18 protein-coding genes, 1 tRNA gene and 1 pseudogene are annotated in these 22555 nt (G+C 71.0%); 7 read left to right on the forward strand and 13 right to left on the reverse strand.

Going from position 1 to position 22555, the window contains the following annotated elements; all coding sequences use genetic code 11:
* Positions 1-22: 22 nt before the first annotated feature.
* The gene (locus K7B10_RS25740; protein ID WP_229339501.1) at positions 23-640 is read left to right on the forward strand and encodes a hypothetical protein; all 618 of its coding nucleotides are present in this window, start codon (positions 23-25) and stop codon (positions 638-640) included.
* 76 nt (positions 641-716) lie between these two features.
* A pseudogene (locus K7B10_RS25745) lies at positions 717-1429 on the forward strand (substrate-binding domain-containing protein); the annotation flags it as partial.
* Positions 1430-1518: 89 nt separating this feature from the next.
* Here K7B10_RS25745 and K7B10_RS25750 read toward each other — a convergent pair.
* The 4 genes from K7B10_RS25750 to K7B10_RS25765 all read right to left on the reverse strand — a co-directional run bounded on the left by K7B10_RS25750 (position 1519) and on the right by K7B10_RS25765 (position 4261).
* Positions 1519-1591 (reverse strand) — tRNA-His (locus K7B10_RS25750).
* Positions 1592-1698: 107 nt separating this feature from the next.
* Positions 1699-2301 carry an oligoribonuclease gene (orn, locus tag K7B10_RS25755; protein WP_048474947.1) on the reverse strand — a complete coding sequence of 201 codons (603 nt, stop codon included), beginning with the start codon at positions 2299-2301 and terminating at the stop codon, positions 1699-1701.
* 92 nt (positions 2302-2393) lie between these two features.
* A complete protein-coding gene (locus K7B10_RS25760) occupies positions 2394-3566 on the reverse strand; it encodes a helix-turn-helix domain-containing protein (protein WP_229339503.1) in 1173 nt (390 codons plus the stop codon).
* Positions 3567-3940: 374 nt separating this feature from the next.
* Positions 3941-4261 carry a hypothetical protein gene (locus K7B10_RS25765; RefSeq protein WP_229339505.1) on the reverse strand — a complete coding sequence of 107 codons (321 nt, stop codon included), beginning with the start codon at positions 4259-4261 and terminating at the stop codon, positions 3941-3943.
* 453 nt (positions 4262-4714) lie between these two features.
* Between K7B10_RS25765 and K7B10_RS25770 the strand changes: the two genes are divergently transcribed.
* Together K7B10_RS25770 and K7B10_RS25775 are read left to right on the forward strand one after the other, a co-directional pair.
* Positions 4715-5245 (forward strand): universal stress protein, encoded by a 531-nt coding sequence (locus K7B10_RS25770; RefSeq protein WP_229339507.1) that lies wholly within the window; start codon positions 4715-4717, stop codon positions 5243-5245.
* A gap of 99 nt (positions 5246-5344) precedes the next feature.
* A complete protein-coding gene (locus tag K7B10_RS25775; protein WP_229339509.1) occupies positions 5345-5914 on the forward strand; it encodes a GPR1/FUN34/YaaH family transporter in 570 nt (189 codons plus the stop codon).
* 70 nt (positions 5915-5984) lie between these two features.
* Here K7B10_RS25775 and glmS read toward each other — a convergent pair whose 3' ends face one another.
* From glmS to K7B10_RS25790, 3 genes are all read right to left on the reverse strand, one after another.
* A complete protein-coding gene (gene glmS, locus K7B10_RS25780) occupies positions 5985-7802 on the reverse strand; it encodes a glutamine--fructose-6-phosphate transaminase (isomerizing) (RefSeq protein ID WP_229339511.1) in 1818 nt (605 codons plus the stop codon).
* Between the two features lie 77 nt (positions 7803-7879).
* A complete protein-coding gene (locus K7B10_RS25785) occupies positions 7880-8155 on the reverse strand; it encodes a hypothetical protein (RefSeq protein ID WP_030008735.1) in 276 nt (91 codons plus the stop codon).
* Positions 8156-8275: 120 nt separating this feature from the next.
* Entirely contained in the window at positions 8276-9181 is a 906-nt protein-coding gene (locus tag K7B10_RS25790) for a DUF4429 domain-containing protein (protein ID WP_229339513.1), read from the reverse strand.
* Between the two features lie 51 nt (positions 9182-9232).
* Between K7B10_RS25790 and K7B10_RS25795 the strand changes: the two genes are divergently transcribed.
* Complete coding sequence (locus K7B10_RS25795; protein ID WP_229339515.1) at positions 9233-10816, forward strand: beta-N-acetylhexosaminidase; 1584 nt, start codon at positions 9233-9235, stop codon at positions 10814-10816.
* A 177-nt stretch (positions 10817-10993) separates the two neighbouring features.
* Here the strand turns inward: K7B10_RS25795 and K7B10_RS25800 are convergent, their stop codons facing one another.
* The 6 genes from K7B10_RS25800 to K7B10_RS25825 form a co-directional block, all read right to left on the reverse strand.
* Complete coding sequence (locus tag K7B10_RS25800) at positions 10994-12784, reverse strand: IucA/IucC family protein (protein WP_229339517.1); 1791 nt, start codon at positions 12782-12784, stop codon at positions 10994-10996.
* Positions 12781-13368, reverse strand: a complete 588-nt coding sequence (locus K7B10_RS25805; protein ID WP_229339518.1) for a GNAT family N-acetyltransferase — start codon at positions 13366-13368, stop codon at positions 12781-12783. The genes K7B10_RS25800 and K7B10_RS25805 overlap by 4 nt, the downstream gene beginning before the upstream one ends.
* Complete coding sequence (locus K7B10_RS25810) at positions 13365-14666, reverse strand: lysine N(6)-hydroxylase/L-ornithine N(5)-oxygenase family protein (RefSeq protein ID WP_229339520.1); 1302 nt, start codon at positions 14664-14666, stop codon at positions 13365-13367. Before K7B10_RS25810 ends, K7B10_RS25805 begins: the two co-directional genes overlap by 4 nt.
* Positions 14650-16140, reverse strand: a complete 1491-nt coding sequence (locus K7B10_RS25815; protein WP_229339522.1) for a pyridoxal phosphate-dependent decarboxylase family protein — start codon at positions 16138-16140, stop codon at positions 14650-14652. Before K7B10_RS25815 ends, K7B10_RS25810 begins: the two co-directional genes overlap by 17 nt.
* A 147-nt stretch (positions 16141-16287) precedes the next feature.
* Positions 16288-17208 (reverse strand): siderophore-interacting protein, encoded by a 921-nt coding sequence (locus tag K7B10_RS25820; protein WP_229339524.1) that lies wholly within the window; start codon positions 17206-17208, stop codon positions 16288-16290.
* A gap of 71 nt (positions 17209-17279) precedes the next feature.
* Complete coding sequence (locus K7B10_RS25825; RefSeq protein WP_229339526.1) at positions 17280-18320, reverse strand: ABC transporter substrate-binding protein; 1041 nt, start codon at positions 18318-18320, stop codon at positions 17280-17282.
* Positions 18321-18540: 220 nt separating this feature from the next.
* On the opposite strand from K7B10_RS25825, the gene K7B10_RS25830 reads away from it, so the two are divergent.
* Entirely contained in the window at positions 18541-20421 is a 1881-nt protein-coding gene (locus K7B10_RS25830) for a GTPase (RefSeq protein WP_229339528.1), read from the forward strand.
* Entirely contained in the window at positions 20421-22490 is a 2070-nt protein-coding gene (locus K7B10_RS25835) for a dynamin family protein (protein ID WP_229339530.1), read from the forward strand. Before K7B10_RS25830 ends, K7B10_RS25835 begins: the two co-directional genes overlap by 1 nt.
* Positions 22491-22555 lie beyond the last annotated feature (65 nt).

Consider the following 22555-nt stretch of genomic DNA (forward strand, 5'->3'; position numbering starts at 1 on the left):
CGACACGACCTAGGGTGTCGGGATGCAGAGGATCGGTGTGGCGGGGAGTGCGGAGGGGGGCGTGGCGGTGCGGCCGCGGCGGACGGCGAACACCCTGTTCTGGGCGGCTCTGATACCCACGGCGGCCACGGCGGGCGGCTTCGGCAGCCAGTACCCCTACGGCATGTTGTGGGTCGGCGTCCTGATCGTCCTCGCCGCCGCGGCAGCGGGGGCGATCGTGGCGGGCTCGGTCTGGAGGCGGGCGGGCGCCGCCACCCTGGTGGGCTTCGCCGTCTTCGCGCTGGGGCTGTTCGCCGGGTCCAACCTCAACGAGACGTACCTCAAGCAGCTGGGCGAAGGCACGGGCGCGGTGGTCGTGGAGGCGGGGGAGCGGGTCAACGTCAGGGGCGACGTACGGCACTTCTGCCGAGTCCTCGACGATTCGGGGAGCCGCGCGGAGCTGGGCGACATCCAGAACTGCCACGGCCAGTTCGCTACGGGGCGGCGCGTCGTCCTCTTCGAGGACCGGCTGGGCGGCCTGGATCCGTGGATCGAGGCCGGTGACGACCGTGCCGTCGACCCCGTCGGCCTGGGCATCACCGCGGGCCTCTACGTCCTGACCGCCGCGACCCTCCTCTACGCGGGCCAACGCCGCCGCTGAGCCGCCTCCCGAGCAGCGTGGCGGGCCCGACCTGATCGGCCGGGGCGGCAGCACCGGAGGGCTGCGCGGCCGGCCCGTCTTCGCCGGCAGTGACCGCGAGCGCCGCCGGCTCGCCCAGTACCTGTCCGCGCACCGCGTCGACGGGGTCCTACTGGTCGCCGTCCACGCCGACGACCCGCTGCCCGAGCTGCTGGCCGAGCTCGGCATCCCGGCCGTGATCAGCGGCCGCCGCTCGGCCGCCGCTCGGCCACCGAGCCGATGCCGTCCGTCGACTGCGACAACGCGGCGGGCGCCGCCGGGGCGGTACGCCACCTCCTCGGCCGGAGCCGGCACGCGATAGCCACCGTCACCGGGCCGCTCGACGTGTACGGGGCGCGGTGCCGGCTCGACGGCTACCGGGAGGCCCTGACGGCCGCAGGCCTCCCCGTCGACGGGCTGCTGATCACGGACGGGGATGTCACCGAGGAGGGTGGCCGCCGGGCCGTGCGCGAGCTGCTGGAGCGCCGTCCCGCCCCCGACGCCGTCTTCGCCGCCTCCGACGTGATGGCCGTGGGCGCCCGCCGCGAGCTGCGCGCCGCCGGCCGCCGGATACCCGAGGACGTGGCGCTGGTCGGCTTCGACGACTCGGTGCTGGCCCGGCACATGGATCCACCGCTGACCAGCGTCCGCCAGCCGGTCGAGGAGGTGGGCCGGACCATGGCGCGCGTGCTGCCGGCCCGGATGGCGGGGGAGCCCGGGGAGGCAGCCGTGGTGCTGCCGACCGAGCTGGTCGTGCGGGAGCCCTCGTAGGCCGTCATCGCAGGCCGTCCCCGGATGCCGGGGAGTCCGTACAACGCAGAGGGCCCCGGCCGCTTTCGCGTACCGGGGCCCTCTCGCAGGGTGAGTGACGGGACTTGAACCCGCGGCCACCTGGACCACAACCAGGTGCTCTACCAACTGAGCTACACCCACCATGTCCGGTCGGAAAACCGACCGGCCGAAGAAAAGGGTACAGGGTCCGGGAGGGTGCTCGCTCCTCCGTTTCCCCCGCCCCCTTCTCCGGAGGCCCCCGCCGGGTCCTATTCGGCGGACAGGGTGTGCTTGGCGGCGATCGCCCGGGCGGTGTCCGAGTCGGGCCCGGGCTGCGGGACGAAGACCGCCTCCCGGTAGTACCGGAGCTCGGCGATGGACTCCCTGATGTCCGCGAGCGCCCGGTGGTTGCCGTTCTTCGGCGGGCTGTTGAAGTACGCCCGCGGGTACCAGCGCCGCGCCAGCTCCTTGACCGAGGACACGTCCACGATCCGGTAGTGCAGGTGGCTCTCCAGCGCGGGCATGTCGCGCAGCAGGAATCCGCGGTCGGTACCGACCGAGTTTCCACAGAGGGGCGCCTTGCGGGGCTCCTTCACGTGTTCCCGTACGTACGCCAGGACCTGTGCCTCGGCGTCGGCGAGGGTGATCCCGTCGGCCAGCTCGTCGAGCAGTCCGGAGGCGGTGTGCATCTCGCGCACCACGTCGGGCATGGTCTCCAGGGCCGCGTCCGGCGGGCGGATCACGAGGTCCACGCCTTCGCCGAGCACGTTGAGCTCCGAGTCGGTGACCAGTGCGGCCACCTCGATAAGTGCGTCGTCCGTCAACGAGAGCCCGGTCATCTCGCAGTCGATCCACACCATGCGATCGTTCATGCGGCCCAGCTTATGCGGATAACGCGGAAGGTCCCCCGCTCCGGTGGCGACCGATGCGGGGGACCTCCGTCAGGCAGTGCCCGTGGCGGGAGCTACGCGTGCTCGCGCAGGACCCGGTTCGGGGCGTACAGCTCCGTCACCGTCGGGCCGGCCGCGGCCAGGGCCGCCGCCGCCCGCTGGGGCTGCGGGGTGCGCTGGTGCGGCACCGGGTTCCCCGACATCTCGGAGACCTGCGACACGTCGGCCTGCGGCCGGCGTGCCCGGTAGGCCGAGCGGTACGCGGCCGGGGAGGACCCGAGCTGGCGCCGGAAGTGCCCGCGCAGGGCGACCGGCGAGCGGAAGCCACAGCGCCCGGCGACCTCGTCGACCGAGTAGTCGGAGGTCTCCAGCAGCCGCTGGGCCTGGAGCACCCGCTGGGTGATCAGCCATTGCAGCGGCGCGCTGCCGGTCAGCGAGCGGAACCGGCGGTCGAACGTGCGCCGGCTCATGTACGCGCGGGCCGCGAGCGTCTCCACGTCGAACTGCTCGTGGAGGTGCTCCAAGGCCCAGGCGACGACCTCGGCCAGCGGGTCGGCGCCGATCTCCTCCGGCAGCGACCGGTCGAGATAGCGCTCCTGGCCGCCCGTGCGCCGCGGCGGGACGACGAGCCGGCGGGCCAGTGCCCCGGCCGCCTCGCTGCCGTGATCCGTGCGCACGATGTGCAGGCACAGGTCGATTCCGGCCGCGGTGCCCGCGGAGGTCAGCACGTCGCCGTCGTCGACGAACAGCTCGCGCGGATCGACATGGACGGACGGGTACCGCTTGGCCAGCGTCGGCGCGTACATCCAGTGCGTCGTCGCGGGCCGGCCGTCCAGCAGACCGGCGGCGGCGAGCACGAAGGCCCCCGTGCACAGTCCGACGATCCGGGCGCCTTCCTCGTGCGCCAGACGCAGTGCGTCGAGCGCCTCCGGAGGCGGCGGTGAAGTGATCGAGCGCCAGGCCGGAACGACGACCGTGCCTGCCCGGGCGATCGCCTCCAGCCCGTACGGCGCGGTGAGCTCGAGTCCGCCGGTGGTCCGCAGCGGACCGTCCTCCCCGGCGCAGACGAGCAGTCGATAGCGTGGAACTCCCGCGTCCTGCCGGTCGATGCCGAACACGGAAAGTGGAATGGAGCTCTCGAAGATCGGTCCGCCGCTGAACAGCAGCACCGCGACGATCTCCCTGCGGCGACGCCCCGCGAGCTTCCTGCCGGCGTCTGCGACGACGGCGGTGGAATCCTGGCTCATGGCTAAGCCCCCCTTGGGTGTCGCGACTCCTTGGTCTGGTCGCACCTGCACGTTTCCCCTCGGCCTTGCACGTGGATCCCCCGCCGTAAATACATGATCGAATCTACTGCGTCCCGTGGTGTCGGCGTGACAAGTTCAGCACGCAGCGCTATGTCGACTTGGCAACTTGGCGAAAAGCATTCGATCAGGAAGCCTTCCACTCCGCTACCGGAGTGGGAAGCTCGCCCTCCGGCCATGGCCAGTACCCATAGGGTCTCGGAGCCCCCTTGGCTCTGTCGTCGCTGGTGGTAGGGGGGTTGAGGGGGCATTCCGGCAAGACCGGCATTGTTCCGGGAAGTTGGCTGAAAACATGCGGGTGTGGGTGTGCGAATCAGTCAGTCCTCGGGGGAAATTCCACCGGACGTGTGGCAGCCGCGACCCCCGGACCCACCCCCGGCGCGCGAACGCCGGCGCCGCCCGCCCGGCGGAATCCGGTCCTCCGCGAAAGCCAGGGCGGCCCGCTCCGCCTTCTCCGAGTAGCGCAGCATCGCCCGGCACGCCGCCGTGACCGCGACCAGCCCGAGGGTCGCCACGGCGGCCCCGCCGAAGGAGGTTCCGTACACGACCAGCACCACGGGCACGAGCAGGCAGCTGAAGGAGGCCCAGCGCACCACGTCACCCGCCGGGTCGTCATGGGGGCGTCTGGCCGGGTGCACGGACGAGTGAACGGGAGCGGGCGTGAAATGCGGTGTCGTATCGGTGTGCTGAGCGGGCTGGACGGGGTGAACCGGATGGCCGGGCACGGCGTGCTCCCTGCGGGCTCTTCCTGGACGGTCGGACGCCTGTTCAACGGCGCGCGACGCGGCTCGGTCACTGCGCGCACGGGTGGCGCACGAGTGGCCCGTGCGGCAACTCGTCACTGGCTGTAGGGGACAGCGGCCATTGCCAAGGAGCCCTCGCTCCGGCATGCTCCCTGGGACGCTCTCCAAGGGCGGCATGCCCTGTGCAGGACAGGAGTGTCGCCGTACCCTGGTGGGTAAGGGCTTGGGAAGATGCTTCCCGGACAGAGCTCCGTCACCCAGAGTCGTCGTTTTTTCAATCGTCGCTTCCGCCCATCGCCGCCCCGTTGCCTTGTCCCTTCCCCCGAGGACCTCTTCGCCGAGACATCCATGGCCGGTCACGAAACTCCCGAACCCGCGGACCGCAAGCGCAAACCGCTCGCAGACCACACGTCGAGCGACCTGCGTGCGGCGGAACAGACACGTCATCCCTGCGACCCGGCCTTCCGGCACGGGGTCGTGGTGGGGTTCGACGGCTCCACCTCCAGCGAGCGCGCCTTGGCGTACGCGATCGGGATGGCCCGCCGCTCCGGATCCGGCCTCATCATCGTGCACGTGGCCAACCGGCTGCCCACCACCGTGTGGGCCGGCTGTGAGCCGCCCGTCTTCGTGGACGTGCCGGACCACCGCACCGAGGTGCTGGGACTGGAGCTCGCCTGCGCGGACTACCTCACCGAGGTGCCGTGGATCCTGGTGGAGCGCGGCGGGGACATCTGCCACGAGCTGGAGGAGGTCGGCCGGGAGTACTCGGCGGACGCCATCGTGGTGGGCTCCACGCACGGGATCGTGGGCCGGATCTTCGGCTCGGTGGCGGGCCGGCTGGCCAAGCGCGCACAGCGACCGGTTGTTGTCATTCCGTAACCCGCTGTACGTCGCTCGTGCGGTTGTGAACCCCTTTGTAAAGGGTAGATAAATGCTGCTGGGACGCAGCAAACAACTGCAGATCGAAGGGAGCCCGCCGTGGACAATGGTGTCTCTGCGGGAAGCACGGCCTCGACTTCGACCCTCGGGAACATAGCCCTGGGTCTCACCCTTCTCGCATTCGGTATCGGCCACACCGCCATCGTCAGCGGAGTGTCCGTCGCCAACTCCGTGTCACTCGCGACCTACGTCGGCGGTCTCGCCCTGTTCGTCCTCGGAGTCCTCGAGTTCCGCGGCGGGAACGGCTTCAACGGCACGGCGTTCGCGGGCCTCGGCGCCTTCTGGTTCACCTGGGCGGCAGGGGCGGACGGAAAGGTTTCGGCACACGCGGCCGGACTGTTCCTGGTCCTCTTCGCCCTGCTCGCGCTGACCCTCACCGTGAGTGCCGCGAGCGGACTGTTCGGTCAGGGCGCGTACGCCCTGCTCACCCTCTCCCTGCTGCTCCTCGCGGTCGGCTCCTTCGCCGGCAGCGGCGGGCTCGCCAAGGCCGCCGGCTGGGTGGCCGCGCTCTCCGGGCTGCTGTTCTGGTACGGCGCGACCGCCGCGCTGGCCCACTGGCCCACCGCACTGGGCAAGGCCTCGGGGCGCGGCGCGGTCGCCGCGGGCTGAACCGGCGTACGGGAACGGCCCCCGGGGGAATCCCCGGGGGCCGTTCCGCTTGCCTGGCGGGCAGGCGCGACTACTCGACCGTGACGGACTTCGCCAGGTTGCGCGGCTTGTCGATGTCCCGGCCCAGGGCCAGGGCCGTGTGGTACGCCAGCAGCTGGAGCGGGATGCCCATCAGGATCGGGTCCAGCTCGTCCTCGTTCTTGGGTACGAGGATGGTGTGGTCCGCCTTCTCCTGCTCGCGGTGGGCGACCGCGAGGATCCGGCCGCTGCGGGCCTTGATCTCCTCCAGCGCCGCGCGGTTCTTCTCCAGCAGGTCGTCGTCCGGGACGATCGCGACCGTCGGCATCGCCGGCTCGATGAGCGCGAGCGGGCCGTGCTTGAGCTCGGAGGCCGGGTAGGCCTCGGCGTGGATGTAGGAGATCTCCTTGAGCTTGAGGGAGGCCTCCAGCGCCACCGGGTAACCGCGGACCCGGCCGATGAACATCATCGACTTGGCCTCGGCGTACTCGGCCGCCAGCTTCTTGATGTCCTCTTCGCCCTCGAGGATCTCCTGGATCTGCGCGGGCAGCTTGCGCAGGCCCTCGATGATCCGCTTGCCGTCGGTGACCGACAGGTCCCGGATCCGGCCCAGGTGCACGGCGAGCAGCGCGAAGGCCACGACCGTGTTGGTGAAGCACTTGGTGGAGACGACGCAGACCTCGGGGCCGGCGTGCACGTACACGCCGCCGTCGGCCTCGCGGGCGATCGCGGAGCCCACGACGTTGACGACGCCCAGGACGCGGGCGCCCTTGCGCTTCAGCTCCTGCACGGCCGCCAGCACGTCGTACGTCTCACCGGACTGGGAGACGGCGATGTAGAGGGTGTCGGGGTCGACGACCGGGTTGCGGTAGCGGAACTCCGAGGCCGGCTCGGCGTCCGCGGGGATGCGGGCCATGCTCTCGATGAGGCCGGCGCCGATCAGGCCCGCGTGGTACGAGGTGCCGCAGCCCAGGATCTTGACCCGGCGGATGCCGCGCGCCTCGCGCGGGTCCAGGTTCAGGCCGCCCAGGTGCACGGTGTTGAAGCGGTCGTCGATCCGGCCGCGCAGCACGCGGTCGACCGCGTCGGGCTGCTCGGAGATCTCCTTGTGCATGTACGTGTCGTGGCCGCCCATGTCGTAGGAGGCGGCCTCCCACTCCACGGTCTCCGGCGTGGCCGTGGTGGTGGCGCCGCTGGTGGTGTACGTGCGGAAGTCGTCGGCCTTGAGGGTGGCCATCTCGCCGTCGTCGAGGGTGACGACCTGGCGGGTGTGGGCGACGAGCGCGGCGACGTCCGAGGCGACGAACATCTCCTTCTCGCCGATGCCGAGGACGACCGGCGAGCCGTTGCGGGCCACGACGATGCGGTCGGCGTAGTCGGCGTGCATGACGGCGATGCCGTACGTGCCCTCGATCGCCTTGACGGCCTCGCGGACCTTCTCCTCGAGGGTGTCGGCCTGGGAGCGGGCGATCAGGTGGACGATGACCTCGGTGTCGGTCTCCGAGACGAAGACGACGCCCTCGGACTCCAGCTTGGCGCGGAGCTCGGCGGCGTTGTCGACGATGCCGTTGTGGACGACCGCGACCTTGTTGTCGGCGTCGAGGTGCGGGTGCGAGTTGATGTCGCTCGGCGCGCCGTGGGTGGCCCAGCGGGTGTGGGCGATGCCGGTGGTGCCGGCGAAGCGCTTGGGGACCCGGGATTCCAGCTCGCGGACCCGGCCCTTGGCCTTGACCACCTTGAGCGCGGGGGACTTCGGGTTGTTGACGACGATGCCCGCGGAGTCGTACCCGCGGTACTCCAGTCGCTGCAGGCCTTCCAGCAGCAGCGGTGCCACGTCACGCTTGCCGATGTAACCCACGATTCCGCACATAAAGTCTTGCCCCTCCTGAAGTTCGGTTGCCCTTGCCGCTGTTGTCGCCGCGCCTGGCCGTCGGACGGCCCTGTCGCTCAGCCGTAGACGATGCGGCGCAGCTGCCGGAGCGAGAGCTCCGGCGGCGCCACGGCGCGGTGCGGCAGCTCGGCCGCGATCCGTTCGAAGATCTCCGCGTTGACCGCGCCGCCGGACTGGAGCTCACGGTGGCGGCGGCGGACGAATTCCTCGGTCGTCTCGTCGAAGTACGCGAGCACGTCGAGCACCACCCGGGCGGCCTCACCGCGCTGCAGCGCGGTGCTGCGCACCAGGTGGTCGACGAGATCGTCATGAGACGGGCGGCGGTCGAGCACCCGTAGATACTGACTGGCCGTGGCCTGGAACGCAAAGATCCTGCCCGGATTCGGGCAGGATCCCTCTGGTCCAGACCAGCGGAAGGCGTAAATCCGGTCATGGAAATGCGAAGGTACGGGTCAGAAACGCCGCAAAACGGCCTGCTTGGCTGCGGCGAACTCCTCGGCCGTGAGGATGCCGCCCTGGTGCAGATCACCGAGCTCGCGCAGCCGGCGCAGCAGGGCGTCGTGGTCCTCCCGGGCGGCCGGCTCGGGGGCCGAGGCGGCGAGTTCCGGCACCGGGGCCTTGGCGAGGGCCGGAGCGGGCTCGGCCGGGTCCGCGGCGCTCCGGGGATGGGGCATCCGTACCGCCACCGCCGCCGCGACCAGCGCCATCAGCGGGTCCTTCTTGAAGCCGAACAGTTCCACCGTGTACGGGTCGTACTTGGGGGCGGGAGCCGAGGGGGCGCCCGCAAGCGTGAACCGGATCCAACCGTTGTCCAGGCCCTTGGAGGGGGACCACTCCACCACCCGCAGGTCCGCGACCCGGAACTCGCGCGGCCCGCCGGAGCTCTTGGCCTCCTCCGTCGTCCAGTTCCAGTCGAGCGCCACCCGGTCGCCGTCGAAGGCCACCGTCCCGTCCCCCGCGGCCACCGTGATCGGCACGGCCGGCCCCGGCAGCAGGTACGCGTCCACCGGGCCGGGGTCCACCTGGTCCAGCAGCAGCGCGCCCCGGACCTCGTCCACGAAGTACTCGGCCACCCCGGTCCGGTCCGCGTCCACCGTCAGCCGGTACGGATCGGAGGCCTCCGGCAGCCGCCCGCCCGTCACCTGGAGCAGCGGGTCGGCGCCGTCACGCAGCTTCAGCCTCAACCGGCCCGCCCTGCGGCCCGGTTCGTGGCTGATCCCGGCGAGCGCGCGCAGCGGGACGACCACCTCGCCCAGCGTCTGGCGCAGCAGCCCCACCCCCTTGTCGCGGCCGGGCACGATCCGCACCGCGTCCCCGTCGAAGGTCCATGTGCCGTCCTTCTGGATGATTTCCGCCATCCGTCGATTCTCGCACCGGACCCGGCACGCCAGTTGGCCTATACCTGCCCTATGAGAGTCCTGCGACGCACGCTCGGCACACTCCTCTTCCTCGGCGCGGCCGTCTCCTGCGCCGCGTCCCCCGACGCCGACGCCAGACCCGGGGACGGCCGCCCGGCCGCCCTCGCCCCCTACGCACAGCTGCTGCCGGCGCCCGCCTCCGCCCGCGCCGAAGGCCCCGGGTACGCCGTCGGCGCGGGCACGGTCATCCGTACCGGCCCGGGCGGCGACGAGGAGGTCCGGCGGGTCGGCGAGCTCCTCGCGGACCAGCTCAGAGCTCCCAGCGGGCTCCCGCTGCCGGTGGTCGACGGGGCCGGGGGAGACGGGATCCGGCTCCGGCTCGACGCGGGGGCGGAGGTGACCGGCGTCGAGGGGTACCGGCTGGAGGCGGACCCGGGCGGGGTCACGCTGACCGCCCGGACCCCTGCGGGTCTCTTCCACGCGGGCCAGACGCTGCGGCAGCTGCTGCCGGTGGCCGGTCCGGGCACGGTGCCCGGCGGCGAGATCACCGACGCGCCGCGGTTCGCGTACCGGGGGGCGATGCTGGACATCGCCCGCCACCACTTCACGGCGGAGCAGGTCAAGCGGTACGTGGACCAGCTGGCCCAGTACAAGGTCAACACGCTCCACCTGCACCTGACCGACGACCAGGGCTGGCGGATCGCGATCGACTCCTGGCCGCGGCTGGCGGAGTACGGCGGCGGCAGCGAGGTCGGCGGCGGCCCGGGCGGGTACTGGACGAAGGACGAGTACCGGGACCTGGTGGCGTACGCGGGCGAGCGGTACGTGGACGTGGTCCCGGAGATCGACATGCCGGGGCACGTGAACGCGGCCCAGGCCTCGTACGCGGAGCTGAACTGCGACGGGAAGGCGCGCGAGCGCTACACCGGCATCAAGGTCGGCTTCAGCTCGCTGTGCGTCGGCAAGGAGCGGACGTACGAGTTCATCGACGAGGTGCTCGGCGAGCTGGCGGACATGACCCCGGGCCGCTACCTGCACATCGGCGGCGACGAGGCGCACTCGACGCCCGCGGCGGACTACGCGGCGTTCATGGACCGGGCCCAGCAGATCGTCGGGCGCCACGGCAAGACGGTGGTGGCCTGGCACCAGCTGGCGACGGCCCGGCCGGCGCCGGGTGCGGTGCTCCAGTACTGGGGCCACGACCGGACCGGGGCCGCGGAGAAGGCGGCGGTGGCCGCGGCCGCGAAGGCGGGCCACCCGCTGATCCTGTCGCCCGCGGACCGGCTGTACCTGGACATGAAGTACGACCTGACGACGAAGCCGGGGCTGGCGTGGGCGGGCTTCGTCCCGGTGCGCAGGGCCTACGACTGGAACCCCGGGACGTACTTGGCCGCGGCCGGAGTCCCGCAGTCCGCGGTCCTCGGCGTGGAGGCCCCGCTGTGGACGGAGACGATCGCGACCCGCGCGGACCTGGAGTTCATGGCCTTCCCGCGGGTGCTGGGCCTGGCGGAACTGGGCTGGAGCCAGGGCCCGGCCGACTGGTCGGAGTACAGCAGGCGGGTGGCGGCGCAGGGGCCGAGGCTGGACGCCCAGGACATCACGTACTACCGGGCCCCGGACGTCCCCTGGTCGTAGCCGGAGTAGCCGGAGTAGCCGGAGTAGCCGTGGCCGGAGCGGCCGTGGCCGGGGAGGAAGGATGCCCGCGGCGTGTCCGCGAAGAGGGCCGGTCAGGGCTTCGCGGACACGTCCTCGGGCGAGGACAGCGGGTGCGCTGCCGAGGGACCGTATTCGGCAGCGCACCCGCCCCTTTGATCACCGTCGCGATGCGTAAGGCGCGACGGGGTTCTTGAGGGTGCCGATCAGCTGGAGGGCGGCCGCCGGGTCGGCGAGGTCCACCATCTGCTTGTTGTTGCGCAGCTGGAGCCGGTTCAGGCAGGACAGCTGGAACTCCTCGGCGAACAGGTCGTAGCGCTCGAAGCGCTCAGCGAGCTGCGGCATCGACTCCTGGTAGTCGTGGCCGCACTCCGCGACCGCCTTCCAGAAGGTCTCCTCCTCGCAGATGCCCTCCGTGGCCAGGATCGAGCCCAGGAAGCGGAAGAAGCAGTCGAAGACGTCCGTGAAGATCGACAGGAGCTTCATGTCCTCCGGGATGTCGGCCCTGACGCGCTCGACGGCCGGCGGGAGCACCGCGTCGGGGTCCATGACCACGATCTCCTCGGCGATGTCCTTGAAGATCGCCCGCTTCACCACGCCGTTCTCGATGACGAGGATGGTGTTCTCGCCGTGCGGCATGTAAGCGAGGTCGTACTGGTAGAAGCAGTGCAGGAGCGGCAGGAGGTACGCCCTCAGGTACGGCTTCAGCCACTGCGACGGGGTGAGGCCCGATTCCTCGATCAGGGCGCCCACGAAGGACCTGCCCTCGGAGTCGACGTGCAGCAGCGAGGCCATCGTCGCCAGGCGCTCGCCGTCCCGCAGGTGGTTGACCGGGGATTCGCGCCACAGGGCGGCCAGCATCTTGCGGTACGGCGAGTACCGGTCGGTGGCGCGCTCGTACTGGCGGTGGTGGTAGCCGATCGCCGCGCGTTCGCGGATGATCGAGAAGTCCACCGACCGCAGGACCTCGTCGCCCTCGATCAGCTGGTGCAGCCAGTCGTTGATCGCCGGGGTGGCTTCCATGTACGCCGCCGACAGGCCGCGCATGAAGCCCATGTTGAGGACCGAGATGGCGGTCTTCACGTAGTGCTTCGTCGGCGTCGTCGTGTTGAAGAACGTACGGATCGACTGCTGGGCCAGGTACGCGTCCTCGCCCTCGCCGAGCAGCACCAGACGGCGGTTCGCGATCTCGGCCGCGAAGGTGACCGTGGTCTTGTTCCACCACTGCCAGGGGTGGACCGGCAGGAAGTGGTACTGCGCCGGGTCCAGGTCCAGGGCGGACAGCTTGGCCTCGAACCCCGCGATGGCGGCCTCGCCCAGTTCCTCGCGCATGAACGCGTCGTGGTCCAGGCCCGCACCGGCCGTGAAGGTCGAGACGTCCTTGCGGGCCGCGACCCACACCAGGTGGACGGGGCTCGCCGTCTCCGGGGCGTAGGAGAGGTACTCGTGCACGCCGAAGCCGAGCCGGCCGTTGTTGGCCACGAAGCAGGGGTGGCCCTCGGTCATGCCGGTCTCGATGTCCTGGAAGGAGGACTTCGCGAGCACGGCGGACGGGACCTGCGGCTTCGTGTACTTGTAGCCCGAGCCGGCCAGGGTGGAGGAGATCTCCTCCAGGTAGACCGGCAGGACCTCCGCGCTCAGGCCCAGGGCCTCGCGCAGCTCGATGTGGAAGTCGAGGGCGTCCAGCGGGAGCTCGGCGCCGTCCCGCAGGCGGGTGACCGAGGCCTCGTCCACCGCCCAGTGGTCCAGGGCGTGGCGGGCCGCGGTGAAGCGGTATTCGACCGAGCCGTCGTCGCTGAGGACCGAGTACGCCGACTCGGAGCCGTCGAGCGGCTTCGGGGTCAGCAGGCGCTCGTGCGAGAACTCCGCCAGGGCCTTGCGGACCAGGGCGCGGTTCGCACGGGCCCACAGTTCGGGGGAGAGGTGCGAGATCGCGTCGGTGAGGCTCATATGGAGGCTCCCGTCACGCCGGTGGCCGCCTCGAACTGCGCGCGCGTGCAGAAGCTCAGCAGGGCCATTTTCTCCGGCTTCTGCACCGGGCGCTCCGCGACGAAGCCGACGGCCTCGTTGAGGGCGTGCACGGCCTTGTTGTCCACGTCCGGCTCCACCACGACGCGTTCGGTCTTCGGGTCGGCGAAGACGGCCGCCATCACGGTGGTGATGACCGCGCGGGTGAAACCGTGCAGCGGCCGGTCGCTCGGGGCGACGAGGAAGTGCATGCCGACGTCGCCGGGCAGGGCGTCGTACAGGCCGACGAGCTCCAGCTCGCTCGGGTCGTACGTCTCCATCAGGAAGGCGGGGCGGCCCTCGTGCAGGCCGATGAACGCCTGGTGGTGCTCGTGGGCGGCGATGCGCATGTACTCGCGCTCGACGTCCGGCAGCGAGGCGTCCTGCATCATCCAGAACGAGGCTTTGGGGTGCGTGACCCAGCCGTGGAGCAGCTCCGCGTCGGCGAAGGGGTCCAGCGGGCGGATGGAGAAGCTGCCGAGGACGGCGTCGTCGCGCGTGTAGAGGCTTTCTGCGGTGGTGCTCATGCGTGGGTGCCTTCCGGGGCCGCGAACTGCTGGAACGCGATGGACTTCTCGACCTTGTAGTACTCGCGGCCGAGGAGCTCTCCGACGATGTACGCGTTGCGGTACGCGGCCATGCCCAGGTCGGGCGAGGTGATCGAGTGGTTGTGCACCGTGCCGTTCTGCAGGAAGACCCCGCGGCCGGTCACGTCGATGCTGTAGTTGCGGGCCGCGTCCGGCCGGCCGTGGCCGTCGAAGGCCAGGCGCTCGCGCACCGGGTTCAGGAACTCGGGCAGCGTGTACTTGTAGCCCGTCGCGAGGACCAGGCCCTCGGTGGCGAGGGAGAAGTCGCGCTCCTGCTCCTCCTGGCGCAGCCCCAGGGCGTAGGAGCCCGTGGTGGTGTCGTACGCCGCGGAGTTCAGCGAGGTGTTGGTCAGCAGGGTGGTCGGGACCGGGCCCGGGGAGGTGACCTTCTTCTGGTAGAGCAGGTCGAAGATGGCGTTGATGAGCTCGCCGTCGATGCCCTTGAAGAGGTTCTTCTGCTGGGTCTCGAGCCGGTAGCGGGTCTCCTCGGGGAGCGCGTGGAAGTAGTCCACGTACTCCGGGGAGGTCATCTCCAGGGTCAGCTTCGTGTATTCCAGCGGGAAGAACCGCGGTGAGCGGGTCACCCAGTTGAGCTGGTAGCCGTGCACGTCGATCTCGGACAGCAGGTCGTAGTAGATCTCCGCCGCGCTCTGGCCGGAGCCGATGAGCGTGATCGACTTCTTCCGCTGGAGCTCGGCCTTGTTCTGCACGTAGGCGGAGTTGTGCGTGAAGTCGCCTCCGAGGCCGGCACAGGCCTGCGGGACGAACGGCGGGGTTCCGGTGCCCAGGACCAGGCGGCGGGCGCGGTGGGTCTCGCCGCGGTCGGTGTGGACCTCGTACACCTCGGCCTGCTCGTCGTACGTGACCTCCGTGACGGAGGTGGAGTACTGCACGTTGGTGAGGCGGTCGGCGGCCCAGCGGCAGTAGTCGTTGTACTCGGTCCGCAGCGGGTAGAAGTTCTCCCGGATGTAGAAGGAGTACAGCCGGTCCTTGTCCTTCAGGTAGTTCAGGAAGGAGAAGGGCGAGGTCGGGTCGGCCAGGGTGACCAGGTCCGACATGAACGGCGTCTGCAGGTGGGCGCCGTCCAGGAACATCCCGGCGTGCCACTCGAAGTGCGGCTTCGACTCGATGAAGAGCCCGTCGAGCTCGTCGATCGGCGCGGTCAGGCAGGCGAGTCCCAGGTTGAAGGGACCGAGGCCGATACCGATGAAGTCGTGGGGCTCAGTGGTGGACGGCAAGGGATTCTCCCAGGAACTGCTCGGCGTGTGCGGCGAGGAGGTCGAGGACGGCCGCGATGTCGGCCGTCGTGGTCTGCGGGTTGAGGAGGGTGAACTTCAGGTACTGGTCCCCGTCCACCTTGGTGCCGGCGACGACGGCCTCGCCGGAGGCGAACAGCGCCTTGCGGGCGTGCAGATTGGCCTCGTCGACGAGGTCGTTGCGGACCTCGACGCCGTCGAGGCGGGGTACGTAGCGGAAGACCAGGGTGGAGATCTGCGGGCGGACGACGACCTCGAAGCGCGGATCGGCGTCGATGATGTCCCAGCCGGCGGCGGCCAGGTCGATGACCTCGTCGAAGAGCGAGCCGAGGCCGTCCGCGCCCATGGTGCGCAGGGTCATCCAGAGCTTGAGCGCGTCGAAGCGGCGCGTGGTCTGGATGGACTTGTCGACCTGGTTGGGGATCCGCTCCTCCGCCATCCGGCGGGGGTTGAGGTAGTCGGCGTGGTACGTGGCGTGCTTGAGGGTGTCGCGGTCGCGCACCAGCATCGCGCTGGAGCTGACCGGCTGGAAGAACGACTTGTGGTAGTCGACCGTGACCGAGTTCGCGTGCTCGATGCCGTCGAGCAGGTGCCGGCGGGTGGGGGAGACCAGCAGTCCGCAGCCGTACGCGGCGTCCACGTGCATCCAGGTGGAGTGCTCGGCGGCCAGGCGGGCGATCTCGGGGAGCGGGTCGATGGAACCGAAGTCGGTGGTGCCGGCGGTGGCGACGACGGCCATCGGGAACAGGCCCTCGCGGACGCAGCTCTCCAGCTCCAGGGCGAGCACGGAGGTGTCCATGCGGCGGTTGCGGTCGACCGGGACGGCGATGACGGCCTCGTAGCCGAGTCCGAGCATGGCGGCCGACTTCTTGACGCTGAAGTGGCTGGCCTCGGAGGTGAAGATGCGCAGCTTCGGCAGGACTTCGGACTTCGCGAGCGGCCGGTGGCTGTTCTGCATGACCGTGCGGCAGGCCTCGTCGCGGGCCAGCAGCAGGGAGTGGAAGTTGGACTGGCTGCCGCCGGAGGTGAAGATGCCGTCCGCGTCCGGGCCGAGGCCGATGCGCCCGGCGGTCCAGTCGATCAGCCGGCGCTCGATGAGCGTGCCGCCGATGGACTGGTCCCAGGTGTCCAGGGAGGAGTTGACGGCCGAGAGGACCGCCTCGCCGAGGACGGCGGGGATGACGACCGGGCAGTTGAGGTGGCCCAGGTAGCGCGGGTGGTGGAAGTACACCGCGTCGCGGAGGTAGACCTCTTCCAGCTCGTCGAGGACGGCGGCGGGGTCTTCGAGCGGCCGGTCCAGGTCGATCCCGTTGATGACCGGGGCGAGTTCGTCGACGGACATGCCGGTGTGGGGCCGCTCGGTGGTCGCGAGTTTCGCCGCGACGCGCTCGACGCCTTCCGTGACGGAACGCCGGTACAGGTCCGCGGTCGTCTCATTCAGCAGATGCGAGCGCATCAACGTTCCTCCGGGCAGGGGGAGATGGGGGGTGGGGAAGGCGTTCCTTAGGTTAGCCTAACCTAAGTGTCACACCAAATGGAGATGGGCCCCGGCCAAAAGCCGGGGCCCATCTCGCAACAGTGGAGCGGACAAGGGGAGTTGGGACTACAGCGCGGAGGTGGGATCCTCGCTGGCAGCCTGTCCCGAGTACGCCTCGGCGAGGAGTTCCTCCTCGCTCGCGCCGAGACGCCAGTAACCGGTGAAACGCACCGCGCGCCGGTCGATGGAACGTTCCTGCACGATGTGCCGGCGGACCGCCCGAACGGTGCCCGCCTCGCCCGCGAGCCAGACGTACGGGGCTTCGGCGTCCGGGAGTTCGGCCGCCCGCAGCGCCTCCACCACGCGCTCGGCGCGCTCCTTGCCCGTGCCGCTCTCGCGCACGATCCAGGTGACGTCCAGGTCGGCGGCGCTCTGGAGGTCGAGGCGGTCATCGGCGTGCGGGACCTCGAACCAGGCCGCGACCCGGGTGCCGGCGGGAAGCCGGTCCAAGATCGCGGCGGCCGCGGGCAGCGCGGTCTCGTCCGCGTACATCACCAGCGCATCGGTGGCGGCCGGCGGCTGGAACCGTACGGACTTGTTCTCCGCGACGGCCGGGCCGATCGCCATGATCCGGCGGCCGGTGACGGCCCGTCCGGCCCAGTACGAGGCGGGGGACGAGTCGCCGTGCAGGACGAAGTCGATGTCGACCTCGTCCGCGCCCCCGGCCGTGCGGCGCTGCTCGCGCACGGTGTACGAGCGCATCACCGGGCGGTCGGCGTCGGGCATCGCCCGCCAGGCGCCGAACCACGTGTCCTCGTCGGTGGACGGGAGCGCGGTGTGTTCCTCGTGCGCGGGCGGCAGGAAGACCGACAGGCTCTGGTCGTAGCCGCCCGAGCGGAAGCCCGCGAGGGACTCCCCGCCGAACGTGACCCGCAGGAACGAGTGTCCGAGCCGGCGGGTGCGCAGCACTTCGAGTTCGAAGAACCGGAAGTGGGCGGCGGCCGGTACGGCTTCGGAGGCAGTCGCGTCGGATGCGATGGCGGTCATGCGGAGAATCCCCCCTGGGAATGGATGGGGCGCCTGGTCGTGGCGCCGGGGGCCGGCGGGCCGGCCGAGGGTCAGCTGACCTTCTTGGCGCCCTGGACGGCCTTGGCGAGGTCCTCGAGGATCTTGGCGCACTTGTCATACGAGTAGATCGGCTCGGTCACGCGCGGGGCGACCTGGCCGGCCTTGACGGCGGGCATCTCGGCCCAGGTCGGCTTGGCCTTCAGCTCCTCCGGCTGCAGGGTGCCGGTGCGGTTGTCGAGCAGGACCAGGTCGGCCTTGTACTTGCCGGCGTTCTCCCAGCTCAGGCTCTCGAAGAAGTTGCCCTCGCCCAGCTTGTCCGGGGTGACGAACTCGACGCCCAGGGACTTGAAGTACTTCAGGTCGGCCGAGGTGTCGGGGGAGGAGGCGTAGAACAGGTCGGCGGAGCCGGAGCCGACGAGGACCTTGATGCCCGGGTTGGCCTTGGTGGCCTCGCGGACCTTGGCGGCGGCGGCTTCGAAGCGGGCCTTGCCGTCGGCGGCGGACTTGGCGTTCATGTCGGCGCCGAGGGACTTGGCGAGGTCCGCGGTGCGCTCCAGGGCCTTGTCCATGGAGACGTCGCCGCCGACGCCGACGGCGGCGGCCGGGGCCAGCTTCAGGATCTTGTCCTTGGAGGCCTCGGGCACGTACCAGTACGTGCCGTCCCAGGTGTTGGTGACGAGCAGCTCGGGCTGGAGGGAGGCGTACTTCTCGACGTTGAACTCGTCGTAGACGTTGCCGAGGATCTCGACCTTGGAGATGTCCATCGAGCCGGCCTGGACGTCCGGCTTGCCGTCGGCGGTCTTGGTCGGGCCGAAGACGCCCTTGACCTGGATCCCGTAGTCGTACAGCGCGGCGGCGGTGCCGGTGAAGGCGACGATGTTCTTCGGCTTCGCCTTGAGGCTGATGTCCTTGCCGAGGTCGTCCTTGAAGGTCCAGGGGCCCGAGGCGGCGGCGCTCTTGTCCTTGTCGCCCGCCCCGCCCTTCGCCGAGTCGGATCCGCCGCACGCGGTGAGGGCCGCGACGAGGCCGAGGGCGCCGCCGGCGGCGATGAGACCGCGGCGGGAGAGGTGGGGGGTACGGGACTTGGGCATGTCTATGTCCGCTTTCGTGCGTGCCGGGCGGCCACTGGGCCGTTCGGAGGGAAGGTTAGCCTAACCTTGGCTAAAAGTAGTAAGGGGGACCTAAGTTTTTACCGGGTGCCCCTTCTCCCCGCACGTATGCGGGGCTTCCCGCCGAACCGGGGGCGCCGGGCTCCGTCCGTTGGCATCATGGCCGTGCCGGGAGGTCCTGACGGGGTGGGGTGGCGGCGCTGTGGCCGGTACGGAGGAGCGCGAGGTCGAGCTGCGACAGGCCGAACTCGCCGAAGGGGTCGCCCTGCTGGCGGACCGGGCCGGGGCGGACTCCACCGCCTCGCTGATCCGCCGCACGGCCCGCCGCGCGGAGTCCCCGCAGGCCCGGATCTGCGTCATCGGCGGCAGCAACGTCGGCAAGTCCCGCCTCGTGAACGAGCTCGTCGGCGCGGTCTGCGTGCCGGTGTCCGTGCACCCGACGGACGGGCCGCCCGTGGTGGTGCGCCCGTACGCCGCCGAGTCGGAGCAGTCCGGTGAGCTCGGCGGACCTGCGGGGCCGGGCGGATCTGCGGGCCCCGGCGGACCCGCGGCGCCGGGCGGATCTCCCGGACCGGCGGGATCCGGCCATGAAGCCGGATCGGACGCCGCCCCGGGTCCCGGTGACCCCGGGCCGGCGGGCCTCCGTACCGTACGCGTCGAAGTGCCGTCCGGTTCCTGGCCCGCACGTACCGGGGTGGAGCTCGTCGACACCCCCGGCTGGGAGGGCTGGTCCGGAGTGCGCAAGCCCGACACCGCCGCCCTCGCCCGGATCGTCGGCGACTGCGACGTGGTGGTCGTCGTCACCGAGGCGCGGCGCGCGATGCTCGCCACCGAACAGGCCCGGATCAAGGCGCTCGCCACCGCCCCGCACAGCCCTCCGCTCGCCGTCGTCGTCACCAAGCTCGCCGAGGTCGAGGACGAGGCGGCCGACATCATGCGCCGCGTCAACCACCTCGTCTCGGTACTGGCCCCCGAGGCGCTGGTGCTGCCCGGTCCGGTCCCCGCCACCGGCCCGGTCCCCGCGTCCGGCGCGGCACCCGGGGCCGCGGAACCCGACGGCGTCGACCCGCTCCGCGCGGTCCTGGGCCACCTGGCCGGGATCCGGCTGCGCCGCGCGCTGCGGACCATCCGCAGACTGCACCTCCTCGCCGCCACCTGCGCCCTCGTGGAGGAGGCCGCCGGGCGGGCGCTCACGGACGTGAACCGGCCCGACCCCGTCAGAACGCGGGCCGCCCAGATCTGGCACACGGCCCAGGAGAGCGCCCGCTTCCACTGGATCGTGCTCAGCGCCGACGCCGGGGAGTGGCGCGCCACGCTCGTGCAGACGATCGCCGCCGAGGCGCGCAAGCGGCGGGCCGCCGCGGCGCGCGAACTCGCCGCGCGCTTCTCCCGGATGCTGGACACGCCGCAGGAGCAGCACTTCATCCGCCTCCACGCGATCCCGTACACCGCCGAGGCCCTCCAGCGGTTCGAGGCGTGGATCACCGAAGCGGTCGACCGGGCGCTCGAGGACGACACCCGCCGGCTGCGCGCCGCCCTGCTCCGCAACCGCCCCGGCGAGGAACTCTTCCAGGGCCTGGCCGCCCCCGACGCGGGGCGGGTCGTACCGTCCGCGGCCCTCCCCGGGGTCGCGGAGGAGGCCGCCGCCGCGGAGTCGCGCAACGCCACCGGCTGGGACGCCTCCTGGCTGCCGGAGTTCGTCGGGACCGCCATCGAGAGCGTGCTCACGCCCATGTCGGCCGAGGCCGTGGGGCAGATCGCGGGAGCGGCCGGTACGGCGCTGGTGGCCGAAGCGCTCGAACACGGCCAGGCGGAGCGCCGGGAACGGGCCATCGACGACCTGGAACGGATCGTCGAGGCTGCGTTCACGGAGCAGGTGGCACGGACCGAGGCGCGCATCGGCCAGGTCTACGACCACCTGCTGAGCCGGGCGCGGGACCGCGACGAGCAGTGGTGGCGGCTGCACACGACGGCCGTCGCCGCGCAGCCGGAGTCCCTCGACCACTGGCGTTCACTCCAGAGCACGGCGCGGACGCTGGGCCGCTCCGTGCACGCTCACCTCTTACCCCTGGAAGGGGCCTGATGGCGCACGAGAACCGGCGGTTGGCGGCCGGGCAGGAATCACCGGCCGTGCAGTTCCGCGGCTGGAGCGAGAACATCGGAACGCTGCGTTCGTACTACCAGCGCCTGCAGCAGGTGGCCGGCGAGGCCGCCGCCGTCATCGCCCCGCCCGGCACCCCGGGCGCCGCACTGGACCTGGGGATCAACGGGGCGGTCTTCGAGCGCGAGACCTTCCGCATCATGGTGCTCGGCGAGTTCAGCAGCGGCAAGAGCACCCTGATCAACGCCCTGCTGGGCAAACGGCTGCTGCCCACCAAGGCCAATCCGGCCACCGCCTTCACCACAGTCCTGCGCTGGGGCGAGACCGAGCGGGCCTGGCTGTACCGCGACGGGGACCGGCGGGGCGGTGAAACGGCCGTGACGACCGAGGAGTTCAAGCGGGAGGTCGCCCTCCAGCTCGACGCGCACGGCGCACCCCGGACCCCGTCCTTCGCGCTGGCCGTCGTCGAGCAGCCGCTGGAGCTGCTGCGCAGGTCCGTCGAAATCGTGGACTCGGCCGGGATCAACGAGAGTGCCGACCGCGAGCTGGTGACCCTGCGGTACCTGGAGGAGGTGGACGCCGTCGTGTTCGTCACCGACGCGGGGCGGCCGTTCACCCTCCACGAGACGGAGAACTACCTCACCCGGGTCAGGAAGCTCGGCCACCGGGACATCTTCTTCGTGGTGAACCAGTTCGACCGGATCGAGGAGGAGGAACGGGCGGAGGTGATGAGCCGGTGCCGCAACGCGGTCGCCGAGCTCAGCGGGGAATCCGGCCCGGCCGCCGCCAACGTGTTCTTCATCAGCGCCCTCCAGGCCCTTCGGTCGCGGACCGGCGGCGACGCGGAGGGCCTGAGGGCCTCGGGGATCGGGCAGCTGGAGTCCGCCCTGGAGGTCTTCTGCATGCGCGACGCGGCCCGGGTGAAATTCGTCCGGCTGGCCGAGTTCCTGCGCCACAACGCCGTCAACCTGCGCGTGCGCCTGCACGACGAGGGCGCGGTCCTGATGAAGTCGACGGCGGAGCTGCGCGAGCTCCTCGACCGCAGCCAGTCCACCCAGGACCAGCTGCGCACCAGCGCCGACGCGATCCGCGACATCGTCAGCAGCAAGATCCTCGGCATCGAGCACGAACTGCAGCGCAGGTTCGCCGAGTTCCTCACCGAGATCAGCTGCGAGATCCACGAGTGGCACATCACGACCGGCCCGGGACGTCTGACCCGCGCCGTGCGTTCCTTCACCAGGGGCGGCCGCGTCGCCGCCCAGCACGAGCTGATGGAGGCGTACACGGTCCAGCTCCAGGAGCGCATGCAGATCTTCTGCGCCCAGGAGCTCGACCAGGTCATCGAGGAGGGGCAGGGCGATCTGGTGCGCCAGCTCGAACCGCTGATCCGGGCGCACGCCGACCTCCTCGACAAGCTCCGCGAGGAACTGACCGGCTCCCAGGCGGAACGGGACCAGAACCACCTGATCTACACGCTGGCCATCGCGGCGGGCAAGGGCAAGGCGGGCGAGAGCCGCCGCCTCGGCGACGACGTGCCGCTGATGTTCCGCCCCAGCTCGCTCATGATGTACGGCGCGGGCGGCGGTGCGGCGCTCGGCGTCGGGGCGGCCGCCGCGGCGGCGGCGGCCGGTCTGATCAGCCTGGCCCTTCCGCCGGTCGGCGTGGCCGTTGCGATCGGCGTGGCCATGGGACCGCTTCTCGCGTCGGGGGCGGTCCTGTTCGCCCCCGGCAAGCTGCAGACGCGCGCGGCGGAGGAGTTCGCCACCCACGTGAAGGACTCCGCGGACCAGACCGCCCGCCAGTACGCGGGCAGCCGCGCCGCCGACCTGCGCGAGATGTGGGGCGGGATCAGCGGAACGCTCCACCTGCAGCTCCAGGACCTCATCGGCATCGTCCAGCGGAACATAGAGGAGTCCCGGCAGGACGAGCAGGCCAAGGCGGGCATGCGGGACCAGCTCTACGCCTTCGAGCAGCGGATCACCGATGTGGAGCAGTACATCGCGAACTTCCTGCAGCCGTTCGTCTCCGAGGCGGAGCGCGAACAGGTGTAGGGAGGGGAAGAGGGCGACCGCCGGACCCGTCGGGGCCCGGCGATCGCCCACGTCCGGCTCACGCC

Source organism: Streptomyces flavotricini (assembly GCF_020639365.1).
Lineage (GTDB): Bacteria > Actinomycetota > Actinomycetes > Streptomycetales > Streptomycetaceae > Streptomyces > Streptomyces flavotricini.